Origin of the sequence: Streptomyces sp. NPDC020379 (genome assembly GCF_044387105.1) — a bacterium.
Classification (GTDB): Bacteria; Actinomycetota; Actinomycetes; order Streptomycetales; family Streptomycetaceae; genus Streptomyces.
On record NZ_JBIRVR010000004.1, the window covers coordinates 129,873 to 142,136 of the forward strand.

Sequence of the window (12,264 nt, forward strand, 5' to 3'; positions counted from 1 at the left end):
GCTGCGGGGGCATTGCGCTGCGGGCCGCCCTCGTGCATGCTCCGGGGAACGCCCGGCGTCCTCGTGTCCCCGGGCCCGGGGACGGGGCCGCCGTCCCGGCCGCTCCGGGCCGTCCCGCCGGGCGGCCTCTGGGCAGGCGGCGGGTGTCGCCGTACCCTTGAAGGCAAGTGCTTGAAAAGATGAATCCCGGACGGATTTCTCGTCCATGATCCTGTGGGACGCTCCGGGCCGCGTCTTTCCCGGCGCTTGCTTCTGTTCCTCCTCTGACAACTGCAACCAGTCCACCGCTGATCCCTCCGCACGAGGACATCCTTCGCCGAGACACCGATGGCCGGTCACGAATTCCCCGAACCCGCGGACCGCAAGCGGGTCGCCGATCACGCGGCGCACCCCGAAGCGGCGGAAGAATCACGCCATTCCTGCGATCCGGCGTTCCAGCACGGTGTCGTGGTGGGCTTCGACGGTTCCATGTCGAGCGAGCGAGCGCTTGCGTATGCAATCGGGATGGCCCGGCGCTCCGGCTCGGGCCTGATCATCGTCCATGTGGCCAACCGGCTGCCGACGACCGTGTGGGCGGGCTGTGAGCCGCCGGTCTTCGTGGACGTCCCGGACCACCGCACCGAGGTCCTGGGCCTCGAACTGGCCTGTGCGGACCATCTGTCCGAGGTGCCGTGGATCCTCGTCGAGCGCGGTGGCGACATCTGTCACGAACTGGAGGAGGTCGGCCGGGAGTACGCGGCGGACGCGATCGTCGTCGGCTCCACCCACGGTCTGGTCGGCCGCATCTTCGGCTCGGTCGCGGGGCGGCTGGCGCGGCGCGCGCAGCGGCCGGTCGTCGTCATCCCCTGACCCTGACCCTGGCCACGTCAACTCCCGTCGCCCGTCCGGGGCATGATCCCGTACCGCGCGTTTGACGGCTCATGAATCTACCCGCGCGTAGGGGTGGCTACGGCCCCGGTGGCGGGTAGGAATCGGGGCGGTGACGTGCTGCCGGACGGGAGGTGACGGTTCCCGGAACCGGCGGCGTCCGCCGGCGGGAGAGTGCCGCCGGCAAGGGGAGACAGCCCTCCCCGCGCGGACGGGTGGCACGCGTGGGGAGGGCTGTCCCGGACCCGCCGCAGGACAGGTGCGGCAGGACCGGTCTGAAGGGGCCCGAGGGCCCCGGGGGTCACTACTCGACGGTGACGGACTTCGCCAGGTTGCGCGGCTTGTCGATGTCGCGGCCCATGGCCTTCGCCGTGTAGTAGGCCAGCAGCTGGAGCGGGATGCCCATGAGGATCGGGTCCAGCTCGTCCTCGTTCTTCGGCACCACGATCGTGTGGTCGGCCTTCTCCTGCACCTGGTGCGCGACGGCGAGGATGCGGCCGCTGCGGGCCTTGATCTCCTCCAGCGCGGCGCGGTTCTTCTCCAGCAGCTCGTCGTCCGGCACGATCGCCACGGTCGGCATCGCGGGCTCGATCAGCGCCAGCGGGCCGTGCTTCAGCTCGGAGGCGGGGTACGCCTCGGCGTGGATGTACGAGACCTCCTTGAGCTTCAGCGACGCCTCACGGGCGACGGGGTAGCCGCGCACCCGGCCGATGAACATCATCGACTTGGCGTCCGCGTACTCCCCGGCCAGCTTCTCGATCTCCGCCTCGTTCGCCAGGATCTCGGCGATCTGGGCGGGCAGCTTGCGCAGGCCCTCGATGATCCGCTTGCCGTCGGCGACGGACAGGTCGCGGATGCGGCCCAGGTGCAGGGCGAGCAGCCCGAAGGAGACCACCATGTTGGTGAAGCACTTGGTGGAGACGACGCAGACCTCGGGGCCGGCGTGGACGTAGATGCCGCCGTCGGTCTCGCGGGCGATCGCCGAGCCGACCACGTTCACCAGGCCCAGGACGCGGGCGCCCTTGCGCTTGAGCTCCTGCACGGCGGCGAGGACGTCGTAGGTCTCACCGGACTGGGACACCGCGATGTAGAGGGTGTCGGGGTCCACGACCGGGTTGCGGTAGCGGAACTCCGAGGCGGGCTCGGCGTCGGAGGGGATCCGCGCGAGCTCCTCGATCATCTGGGCGCCGATCTGGCCCGCGTGGTAGGAGGTGCCGCAGCCGAGGATCTTCACCCGGCGCACGGCGCGCGCGTCCCGGGCGTCGAGGTTGAGGCCGCCCAGGTGCACGGTGGAGAAGCGGTCGTCGATGCGGCCGCGCAGCGCGCGGTCCACGGCGTCGGCCTGCTCGTGGATCTCCTTGTGCATGTACGTGTCGTGGCCGCCCATGTCGTACGACTCGGCCTCCCACTCCACGGTGGTCGGCTGGGCCGAGGTGGCCGAGCCCTCGGTGGTGTACGTGCGGTACTCGTCGGCCTTCAGGGTGGCCATCTCGCCGTCGTCGAGGGTGACGACCTGGCGGGTGTGGCTCACCAGTGCGGCGACGTCGGAGGAGACGAACATCTCCTTCTCGCCTATGCCCAGCACGACGGGCGAGCCGTTGCGGGCGACGACGATGCGGTCCGGGAAGTCGGCGTGCAGCACGGCGATGCCGTACGTGCCCTCGATGTGCCGCAGCGCCTCGCGGACCTTCTCCTCCAGCGTCGCGGCCTGGGAGCGGGCGACGAGGTGGGCGAGGACCTCGGTGTCGGTGTCGGAGAGGAAGACGACGCCGTCGGCGGTCAGCCGGGCACGCAGGTCCGAGGCGTTGTCGATGATGCCGTTGTGGACGACGGCGACCTTCTCCTCGGCGTCCACGTGCGGGTGGGCGTTGACGTCGTTCGGGGCGCCGTGGGTGGCCCAGCGGGTGTGGGCGATGCCCGTGCTGCCCGCGAAGCGCTTGGGCAGGCGCGCCTCCAGCTCGCGGACGCGGCCCTTGGCCTTGGCGGTCTTCAGGCCGCCGGCCTTGCCGCCGGCGTGCAGGGCGATGCCGGCGGAGTCGTAACCGCGGTACTCCAGGCGCTGGAGGCCCTCCAGCAGCAGCGGAGCGACATCGCGCTTACCGATATATCCGACGATTCCGCACATAGTGAGCCCTCCCAGGCGAAGTTCGGTGATGCTCGACGACGGCAGGAGCCGCCGTGATCAGCCGTAGACGATGCGGCGCAGCTGCCGCAGCGAGAGTTCGGGTGGCGCCACCGCGCGGTGCGGCAGCTCCGCCGAGATCCGCTCGAAGATCTCCGCGTTGCGCAGCCCGCCGGACTGCAGCTCGCGGTGGCGGCGGCGGACGAACGCCTCGGTCGTCTCGTCGAAGTACGCCAGGACGTCCAGGACCACCCGGGCGGCCTCGCCGCGCTGAAGCGGCGTGCTGCGCACCAGGTGATCCACCAGGTCGTCATGGGAAGTACGGCGTTCGAGCACCCGTCGATACTGCGGGGTGCCGCGACGTTTCGCAAGAATTCTGCCCGATATCGGGCAAGGAGGAGGGTGGAAGCGGCCAAGCGGTGGAAAGCGCTCTTTGGGGACAGATCGGTGATCTTGACAGAGATCCGCCCCGGAGCCGGGCCGCCGGGGGCCGGATCCGGGGCGGAACGGTGTTCCGGTTCTTCTCCGGGGGCCGCTTACAGACCCAGCTCCCGGGCGATCAGCATGCGCTGGACCTCGCTCGTGCCCTCGCCGATCTCCAGGATCTTGGAGTCGCGCCACATGCGGGCCACCGGGTATTCGTTCATGAAGCCGTAGCCGCCGTGGATCTGGGTGGCCTCGCGCGCGTTGGTCACCGCGATCTCCGAGGAGTACAGCTTCGCGAGCGCCGCCTCCTTCTTGAAAGGCTCGCCGTGCACCAGCCGCGACGCCGCGTCCCGCCAGGCGATCCGGGCCGTGTGCGCCCGCATCTCCATATCGGCGATCTTGAACTGGATCGCCTGGTTCGCGCCGATCGGGCGGCCGAACGCCTCGCGCTCCCTGGCGTACTTCACCGACTCGTCCACACAGCCCTGCGCCAGGCCGGTCGCCAGCGCGGAGATCGCGATCCGGCCCTCGTCCAGGATCCGCAGGAACTGGGCGTAGCCGCGCCCCTCCTCGCCCAGCAGGTTCGCCCTCGGCACGCGTACGTCGGAGAACGACAGCTCCCGGGTGTCCGAGGCGTTCCAGCCGACCTTGGAGTACGGGGCGGCGACGGTGAAGCCGGGCGTCCCGGACGGCACGATGATCGAGGAGATCAGCGGCTTGCCGTCGGGCTTGCGGCCGGTGACGGCGGTGACGGTGACCAGGCCGGTGATGTCGGTGCCGGAGTTGGTGATGAAGCACTTGGTGCCGTTGATCACCCACTCGTCCGTGGCCTCGTCCAGCCGCGCGGTGGTGCGGGTGCCGCCCGCGTCCGAGCCGGCGCCCGGCTCCGTCAGCCCGAAGGCGCCCAGCATCTCGCCGGAGCACAGCTTGGGCAGCCACTCCCGCTTCTGCTCCTCCGTGCCGAAGCGGAAGACCGGCATCGCGCCCAGCGACACCCCGGCCTCCAGGGTGATCGCCACCGAGGAGTCGACCCGGGCCAGCTCCTCCAGGACGAGCCCGAGCGCCAGATAGTCACCGCCCATCCCGCCGTACTCCTCGGGGAAGGGCAGTCCGAACAGGCCCATGCGGCCCATCTCCCGCACGATCTCGTACGGGAACTCGTGGCGCTCGTAGAAGTCGCCGATCTTCGGCGCGATGACGTCGTGCGCGAACTCCTCGACGGTGCGGCGGAGTTCCTCGTGCTCGGGGGAGAGGCGGTGGTCCAGCGACATGGCTCAGGGCTCCTGGTGGGAGAGGGCGCGGACGGTGCGGGACGGACTGGGCCGGCCCAGCCGGCCGGCCATCCACACGCTGGTGGCGGTGAGCAGGCCGAGATCGACCCCGGTGTCGACACCGAGGCCGTCGAGCATCCAGACGAGATCCTCGGTGGCGAGATTGCCCGTCGCGCTCTTGGCGTACGGGCAGCCGCCGAGGCCGCCCGCGGAGGCGTCGACCGTGGTCACGCCGTGCCGGAGCGCCGCGAGGGTGTTCGCGAGCGCCTGGCCGTACGTGTCGTGGAAGTGCACGGCGAGCCGGTCGGTCGGCAGCCCGGCGCCGTTCAACGCGGTCAGCAGCGCGGTGACGTGGCCCGGCGTCGCCACGCCGATCGTGTCGCCGAGGCTCAGCTCGTCACAGCCGAGGTCCAGCAGGCGGCGGGCGACCCGCACCACCTGCCCGACGGGGACGGCCCCTTCCCAGGGGTCGCCGAAGCACATGGACAGATAGCCGCGCACCCGCGCGCCCGCCTCGCGGGCCGTGGCGACGACCGGGGCGAACATCTCCAGGGACTCGTCCACCGTGCGGTTGAGATTGGCCTTCGCGAACGACTCGGTGGCGCTGCCGAAGACGGCGATCTCCCGGACGCCCAGGGCGAGCGCGCGGTCCAGGCCGCGCGCGTTGGGCACCAGGACGGGCAGGCGGGCCGGCACGCCGTCCAGCATCGGCACCAGCTGCTCGGAGTCGGCCAGCTGGGGCACCCACTTGGGGTGCACGAAGCTCGTCGCCTCCACGGTGCCGAGCCCGGCCGCGGCGAGGCGGCGGATGAACTCCGCCTTCACCTCGACCGGCACGACCGCCTTCTCGTTCTGCAGGCCGTCGCGCGGGCCCACCTCGTGGATCCGCACGCGCGCCGGGAGACCGGGCTCCGGCACGGTCATCGGCAGTCCCTCGATCATGACTCCTCCGCGGGGGTGACGACGGCCGGGGTGACGACGGCCAGGACCTGGTCCATGGCGACGGTGGCGCCGGCCTGGACGTCCAGCTCGGTGACGGTGCCGTCGTGCGGGGCGGCGATGACGTGCTCCATCTTCATCGCCTCGACGACGAGGAGGCTCTGCCCGGCGGAGACCTCGTCCCCCACGGCGGCCTTCACGACGGTGACGGTGCCGGGCATGGGGGCGGTGAGGGTGTCGGCGCCGGCCGCGCTCGCGCCGCCGCGCGCGTCCACGGGGTCGTGCTTGCGCACGAGCCAGGCGTCGCCGTCGCGCCCGAGCCAGGTGCCCTCCGGGGCGGGGGCGTGGGTGAAGCGGTGGGTCAGGGCGTCCAGTTCGAGCGTGAGGACGGCGTCGCCGAGCCGGACCAGCCGGGCCGGGGTACTCGTACCGCCTTCCGGAGCCGCGCCCTCCAGGGCGATCTCCGTCGCCGTTCCCATGCCGCGGACCCGGGCCGTGACCGGCTCCTGGCCCGGCACCCGGAAGTGGTGGACCGTCCAGGCCGGTTCGCCGCCCAGCCGCCAGCCGGTCGGCAGGGAGAAGGGGTCCGTCCAGGCCCCGGCGGCCGCGTCGCCCGGCTCCAGCGCCGCCTGCCGCAGCAGCGCGCCCGCCGCGTACACCTCCTCGGGCACCGCGGACCGTACGAGCGCCGCCGCGTCCCGGTCGACCAGGCCCGTGTCCAGCGTGCCCGCGACCACCGCCGGGTGCGCCAGCAGCCGCCGCAGGAAGCCCGCGTTGGTGTCGACGCCCAGCACCACCGTCTCCGCCAGGGCCGCGCGCAGCCGTCGCAGCGCCGTCGCCCGGTCGGGGCCGTAGGCGATGACCTTGGCGAGCATCGGGTCGTAGGAGGTGCCGACCTCCGTGCCCTCGGAGAGGCCCGAGTCGACCCGCACGCCCTCGCCCGCGGGCTCGCGCAGCAGCCGCACCGTGCCCGCCGACGGCAGGAAGTCGACGCGGTCACCACTGACCCGCGCGGTCTCCGCGCAGATGCGGGCCTCGACCGCGTGTCCGGTCAGGGTCACGTCCTCCTGGGTGATGCCCAGCCGCTCGCCCGCGGCGACCCGCACCTGCCACTCCACCAGGTCCAGCCCGGTGATCAGCTCGGTGACGGGGTGCTCGACCTGGAGGCGGGTGTTCATCTCCATGAAGTAGTACGAGGCGGGGTCGTCGCCCGGCACGATGAACTCCACCGTGCCCGCGCCCGTATAGCCGCACGAGCGCGCGGCCTGGACGGCCGCCTCGCCCATCGCCGCGCGTGTGGCCGGATCCAGCAGCGGGGACGGCGCCTCCTCGATGATCTTCTGGTGGCGGCGCTGGAGCGAGCACTCGCGCTCCCCGAGGTGGATGACATTGCCGTGGCCGTCAGCGAGCACCTGGATCTCGATGTGCCGGGGGCGGTCGACCCAGCGCTCGACCAGCAGCGTGTCGTCACCGAAGGAGCCGCGCGCCTCGCGCCGCGCGGCGGCGATCTCCTCGCCCAGCAGCGCCGCGTCGCGCACGAGCCGCATGCCCTTGCCGCCGCCGCCCGCGGAGGGCTTCAGCAGGACCGGCATGCCGATCTCGTGTGCCGCGGCGGCCAGTTCGGCATCGCTCAGCCCGCTGCCCGAGGAACCGGGGACGACGGGCACGCCCGCCGCCTCGACCGTCTCCTTCGCGCGGATCTTGTCGCCCATGAGCGAGATCGCCTCGGCGGGCGGGCCGATGAAGGCCAGGCCCGCGTCCGCGCAGGCCCGCGCGAAGGCCGCGTTCTCGGCGAGGAAGCCGTAGCCGGGGTGGACGGCCTGCGCGCCCGTCCTGCGGGCCGCTTCCAGCAGCCGCTCGATCGACAGATAGCTCTCGGCGGCGGCCGCCGGGCCGATCCGCACGGCCGTGTCGGCCTCCCGTACGTGCCGGGCGTCGGCGTCCGCGTCGCTGAAGACGGCGACGGAGCGGATGCCGAGCGCGCGCAGCGTACGGATGACCCGTACGGCGATCTCGCCTCGGTTGGCGACAAGGACAGTGTCGAACATGCTCCGCCTCACATCCGGAAGACGCCGTAGCCGGGCTCACCCAGCGGGGCGTTGGCACAGGCCGTCAGCGCCAGGCCCAGCACCTGACGGGTCTCCAGCGGGTCGATGACGCCGTCGTCCCACAGCCGCGCGGTGGCGTAATAGGCGCTGCCCTGCGTCTCGTACTGCTCGCGGATCGGGGCGCGGAAGGCGTCCTCCTCCTCGGCGCTCCACTCCTCGCCGCGCGCTTCCAGCTGATCGCGCTTGACGGTGGCGAGGACGGACGCGGCCTGCTCGCCGCCCATCACGGAGATCTTGGCGTTGGGCCACATCCACAGGAAGCGCGGCGAATAGGCGCGCCCGCACATCGAGTAGTTGCCCGCGCCGTACGACCCGCCGATGACGACCGTCAGCTTGGGGACACGGGCGCAGGCGACCGCCGTCACCATCTTCGCGCCGTGCTTGGCGATGCCGCCCGCCTCGTACTGCCGGCCGACCATGAAGCCCGAGATGTTCTGGAGGAAGACCAGGGGGATGCCGCGCTGGTCGCACAGCTCGATGAAGTGCGCGCCCTTCTGGGCGGACTCCGAGAAGAGGATGCCGTTGTTGGCGACGATGCCCACCGGGTGGCCGTGGATCCGGGCAAAGCCGGTCACCAGGGTCTGCCCGAACTCGGCCTTGAACTCCGCGAACCGCGAGCCGTCCACCACGCGCGCGATGACCTCCCGCACGTCATAGGGCGTGCGGGAGTCGACCGGGACCGCGCCGTAGAGCCCCGCGGGGTCGGCCTTGGGCTCCTCCACCGGCTCCACCGGCCAGGGCGGCGCCCCACGCTCCGGCAGCGTGGAGACGATCGTCCGCACGATCCGCAGGGCGTGCGCGTCGTCCTCGGCGAGGTGGTCGGTGACGCCGGAGACCTTGGAGTGGACCTCGCCGCCGCCCAGCTCCTCCGCCGTGACGACCTCACCGGTGGCGGCCTTCACCAGCGGCGGACCGCCGAGGAAGATCGTGCCCTGGCCGCGCACGATGACCGCCTCGTCGCTCATCGCGGGCACGTAGGCGCCGCCGGCCGTGCACGAGCCCAGGACCGCGGCGATCTGCGGGATGCCCGCGCCGGACATCCGCGCCTGGTTGTAGAAGATCCGGCCGAAGTGGTCGCGGTCGGGGAAGACCTCGTCCTGCATGGGCAGGAAGGCGCCGCCGGAATCCACCAGATACAGGCACGGCAGCCGGTTCTCCAGGGCGATCTCCTGGGCGCGCAGGTGCTTCTTCACCGTCATCGGGTAATACGTGCCGCCCTTGACGGTGGCGTCGTTGGCGACGATCATCGTCTCGCGCCCGGACACCCGGCCGATCCCCGCGATCACGCCCGCCGCCGGGGCGGCCCCGCCGTACATCCCCTCGGCCGCCAGCGGCGCGAGCTCCAGGAACGGCGACCCCGGGTCCAGCAGGGCGTCGACCCGGTCGCGCGGCAGCAGCTTGCCGCGCGCGGTGTGCCGCGCCCGGGCCTTCTCGCCGCCGCCCAGCCGCGCCGCGGCGAGCCGCTCCCGCAGCCCCGCGGACAGCTCGCGGTGCGCCGCCTCGTTGGTCCGCCAGGAATCGGACGCGGGGTCCGCGGTGCTCCCCAGCACCGGTGCCTGCTGCATGTGCTCGAGCTCCCTTGCTCGGTTAATGAGCGTTAACACACTGTCTCCAGGTTAACGACCACTAACGCCGCTGTCTAGAATCGATTTTGTGAACAACGCACCGACCCGCACCCCGGCCGCCTCCAACCGCCGGGCGCAGATCCTCCAGGAGGCCGCCCGCCTCTTCGCCGAGCGCGGCTTCCACGGCGTCGGCGTCGACGAGATAGGGGCGGCCGTCGGCATCAGCGGGCCCGGTCTCTACCGCCACTTCGCGGGCAAGGACGCGATGCTCGCCGAGCTGCTGGTGGGCATCAGCGAGCGGCTCTTCGCGGGCGGCCGCGAGCGGGTGGCCGAGGCCGTCGCGGCGGGCGCCGGGGCTGCCGCCGTGCTGGACTCGCTCATCGACGGCCACATCGACTTCGCCCTCGACGACCGCGCGCTGATCACCCTCCACGACCGTGAGCTGGGCCAGCTGCGCGACGCCGACCGCAAGCAGGTGCGCTCCCTCCAGCGGCAGTACGTGGAGCTGTGGGTCGACGTCGTCCGCGGGCTGCACCCGCACGCCCAGGAGGCCGAGGCCCGCGCCGCCGTCCACGCCGTCTTCGGCCTGCTCAACTCCACACCCCACCTCGGCCGCCCCGGCGCGCTCCCCGGCCGCGCGGCCACCGCCGCCCTGCTGCGCCGCCTGGCGCTGGGCGCTCTCGCCGCCCTCTCGGAGGGCTCGCCCGCCCGCGAGAACGGGAAGCCGACCCCTGGACAGTCCCGATGACCGCCGGGTAACTTCGCCCCTGAGCAAGCGCTTAGTGACACGCAGACTGGGGGATGGCCATGCGTCGGACCGTGTACGGCGAGGACCACGAGGCGTTCCGGGAGACGATCCGCGACTTCATCGCCGCGGAGGTCGTGCCGTACTACGAGCAGTGGCGTGAAGCCGGTGCGGCGCCGCGCGAGTTCTACAAGAAGCTCGGCGAGCTGGGCGTCTTCGGCATCGAGGTGCCCGAGGAATACGGCGGCGCCGGTGAGCACAGCTTCAAGTTCCACGCCGTCGTCACCGAGGAGTGCGCCCGCGCCGGCGTCAGCTTCGGCGGCAGCAGCGTGCACACCGCGCTGTGCCTGCCCTACATCCTGAAGTACGCGACCGAGGAGCAGAAGCGGCGCTGGCTGCCGTCCTTCGTCTCCGGCGACATGATGACCGCCATCGCCATGACCGAGCCGGGCACCGGCTCCGACCTGGCCGGCATGAAGACCACCGCGAAGCTCTCCGAGGACGGCACGCACTACGTCCTCAACGGCGCGAAGACCTTCATCACCGGCGGCGTGCTCGCCGACCGGGTGCTCGTCTGCGCCCGCACCGCGCCGCCCACCCCCGAGGACCGCCGCGCGGGCATCTCCATCCTCGTCGTCGACACGAACTCCGAGGGCTACGCCGTCGGCCGCAAGCTGGAGAAGCTCGGCCTGCACGCCTCCGACACCGCCGAACTCTCCTTCACCGACGTCAAGGTGCCCGTGGAGGATCTCCTCGGCGAGGAGGGCAAGGCGTTCGGCTACCTCGGCCACAACCTCCCGCAGGAGCGTCTCTACATCGCCGTCGGCGCGTACGCCCAGTCCGCCGCGGCCGTCGGGTTCGCCAAGGCGTACGTGAAGGACCGCACCGTCTTCGGACAGTCCGTCGCGGCCTTCCAGAACACCAAGTTCGTGCTCGCCGACTGCAAGGCCGAGGTCGACGCCATGGAGGCGGTCGTGGACCGCGCCCTGGAGGCCCACGACGCGGGCGAGCTGACCGCCGCCGACGCCGCCTCCGCGAAGCTCTTCACCACCGAGCGCGCCGCCGTCGTCATCGACAAGTGCCTCCAACTGCACGGCGGCTACGGCTACATGATGGAGTACCCCATCGCCCGCCTGTACGCGGACACCCGCGTCAGCCGGATCTACGGCGGTACGAGCGAGGTCATGCGCTCCATCATCGCCAAGTCCATGGGCCTGTAGGGCCGGTAAGCCCCAGACGCCCATGAACGAGCCCCTTACACCCCTGGACGACCTGCTCTCCGTCCTCGACCCCGAGCAGATCGAGCGGGACATCTTCCGCGGCACCAGCCGCCCCTCGCTGGTGCCGCGCGTCTTCGGCGGGCAGGTCGCCGCCCAGGCCCTGGTCGCCGCCGGGCGGACGGTCCCCGGGGACCGGCTCCCGCACTCCCTGCACTCCTACTTCCTGCGCCCCGGCGACCCCGAGGTGCCCATCGTCTACAGCGTCGACCGCATCCGCGACGGGCGGTCCTTCACCACCCGCCGGGTCGTCGCGGTCCAGCACGGCCAGCCGATCTTCCACCTCTCCGCGTCCTTCCAGGCGCACGAGGAGGGGCTGGAGCACCAGGAGCCGATGCCGGCCGCGCCGGACCCGCTCTCCCTGCCCACCGCGGCCGAGATGCTGCCCCGCCACGCGCACCGCTTCGCCGACCCGCGGCTGCTCGACCGGCTGCTGGACGCCCGCGCGGCGGTCGACCTGCGCTACGCGGAGGAGCCGCCGTTCGGCAAGGTGGGGGAGCCCCGCGAACCGAAGTCGCAGGTTTGGTTCCGGACGAACGGCAAACTGGCGGACGATCCGCTGCTGCACATCTGCCTGGCGACCTACGTCTCCGACATGACGCTCCTGGACTCCGTGCTGCTCGCGCACGGGCGCGGCGGCTGGGCCGTCGGAGACGTCGTCGGGGCGAGCCTGGACCACGCGATGTGGTTCCACCGGCCGTTCCGGGCGGACGAGTGGCTGCTCTACGACCAGGAGAGCCCGACCTCCTCCGGCGGGCGCGGCCTGGCGCGCGGCCGCATCTTCACGGAGACCGGCGCGCTGGCGGTGTCGGTGATCCAGGAGGGCCTGGTGCGGGTGCCGCGTCCGCCGCGGGGCGGCGGGGCGGGGCAGGCTTAGCCTCCGCCCGGGGCAGGCCCCGGGCCCCCTGACGCGGCTGCGCCGCGTGTCCTCAAGCGCCGGACGG

The 12,264-nt window shown here is 72.1% G+C and carries 10 protein-coding genes; 4 read left to right on the forward strand and 6 right to left on the reverse strand.

From position 1 onward, the window contains the following. Positions 1-327 precede the first annotated feature (327 nt). A complete protein-coding gene (locus ACH427_RS07210; protein WP_366003486.1) occupies positions 328-849 on the forward strand; it encodes a universal stress protein in 522 nt (173 codons plus the stop codon). A 322-nt stretch (positions 850-1,171) separates the two neighbouring features. Here ACH427_RS07210 and glmS read toward each other — a convergent pair whose 3' ends face one another. The 6 genes from glmS to ACH427_RS07240 form a co-directional block, all read right to left on the reverse strand. Next, positions 1,172-2,992: a glutamine--fructose-6-phosphate transaminase (isomerizing) gene (gene glmS / locus ACH427_RS07215; RefSeq protein ID WP_398868416.1), complete on the reverse strand. Its 1,821-nt coding sequence runs from the start codon at positions 2,990-2,992 to the stop codon at positions 1,172-1,174. 57 nt (positions 2,993-3,049) lie between these two features. Then, a complete protein-coding gene (locus ACH427_RS07220; protein WP_398868417.1) occupies positions 3,050-3,325 on the reverse strand; it encodes a hypothetical protein in 276 nt (91 codons plus the stop codon). 200 nt (positions 3,326-3,525) lie between these two features. After that, on the reverse strand, positions 3,526-4,680 hold the full coding sequence (locus tag ACH427_RS07225) for an acyl-CoA dehydrogenase family protein (RefSeq protein WP_398868589.1): 1,155 nt from the start codon (positions 4,678-4,680) through the stop codon (positions 3,526-3,528). Between the two features lie 9 nt (positions 4,681-4,689). After that, positions 4,690-5,628, reverse strand: coding sequence for a hydroxymethylglutaryl-CoA lyase (locus ACH427_RS07230; RefSeq protein ID WP_398868418.1), 939 nt, complete (start codon positions 5,626-5,628; stop codon positions 4,690-4,692). After that, positions 5,625-7,673 (reverse strand): acetyl/propionyl/methylcrotonyl-CoA carboxylase subunit alpha, encoded by a 2,049-nt coding sequence (locus tag ACH427_RS07235; protein WP_398868419.1) that lies wholly within the window; start codon positions 7,671-7,673, stop codon positions 5,625-5,627. Before ACH427_RS07235 ends, ACH427_RS07230 begins: the two co-directional genes overlap by 4 nt. A gap of 8 nt (positions 7,674-7,681) precedes the next feature. After that, positions 7,682-9,298, reverse strand: coding sequence for a carboxyl transferase domain-containing protein (locus tag ACH427_RS07240; RefSeq protein WP_398868420.1), 1,617 nt, complete (start codon positions 9,296-9,298; stop codon positions 7,682-7,684). Between the two features lie 88 nt (positions 9,299-9,386). Between ACH427_RS07240 and ACH427_RS07245 the strand changes: the two genes are divergently transcribed. From ACH427_RS07245 to ACH427_RS07255, 3 genes are read left to right on the forward strand one after another with little or no spacing between them, the layout of a single operon-like run. Next, complete coding sequence (locus ACH427_RS07245; RefSeq protein ID WP_398868421.1) at positions 9,387-10,046, forward strand: TetR/AcrR family transcriptional regulator; 660 nt, start codon at positions 9,387-9,389, stop codon at positions 10,044-10,046. Positions 10,047-10,105: 59 nt separating this feature from the next. Continuing rightward, the gene (locus ACH427_RS07250) at positions 10,106-11,263 is read left to right on the forward strand and encodes an acyl-CoA dehydrogenase family protein (protein WP_398868422.1); all 1,158 of its coding nucleotides are present in this window, start codon (positions 10,106-10,108) and stop codon (positions 11,261-11,263) included. Between the two features lie 22 nt (positions 11,264-11,285). Then, the gene (locus ACH427_RS07255; RefSeq protein ID WP_398868424.1) at positions 11,286-12,197 is read left to right on the forward strand and encodes an acyl-CoA thioesterase; all 912 of its coding nucleotides are present in this window, start codon (positions 11,286-11,288) and stop codon (positions 12,195-12,197) included. The last annotated feature ends 67 nt before the right edge of the window (positions 12,198-12,264 follow it).

Coding starts and splice junctions, on each gene's coding strand:
- ACH427_RS07210 (WP_366003486.1), top strand. CDS start 328: ATGGCCGGTCACGAATTCCCCGAACCCGCGGACCGCAAGCGGGTCGCC.
- glmS (WP_398868416.1), bottom strand. CDS start 2,992: ATGTGCGGAATCGTCGGATATATCGGTAAGCGCGATGTCGCTCCGCTG.
- ACH427_RS07230 (WP_398868418.1), bottom strand. CDS start 5,628: ATGATCGAGGGACTGCCGATGACCGTGCCGGAGCCCGGTCTCCCGGCG.
- ACH427_RS07235 (WP_398868419.1), bottom strand. CDS start 7,673: ATGTTCGACACTGTCCTTGTCGCCAACCGAGGCGAGATCGCCGTACGG.
- ACH427_RS07240 (WP_398868420.1), bottom strand. CDS start 9,298: ATGCAGCAGGCACCGGTGCTGGGGAGCACCGCGGACCCCGCGTCCGAT.
- ACH427_RS07250 (WP_398868422.1), top strand. CDS start 10,106: ATGCGTCGGACCGTGTACGGCGAGGACCACGAGGCGTTCCGGGAGACG.
- ACH427_RS07255 (WP_398868424.1), top strand. CDS start 11,286: ATGAACGAGCCCCTTACACCCCTGGACGACCTGCTCTCCGTCCTCGAC.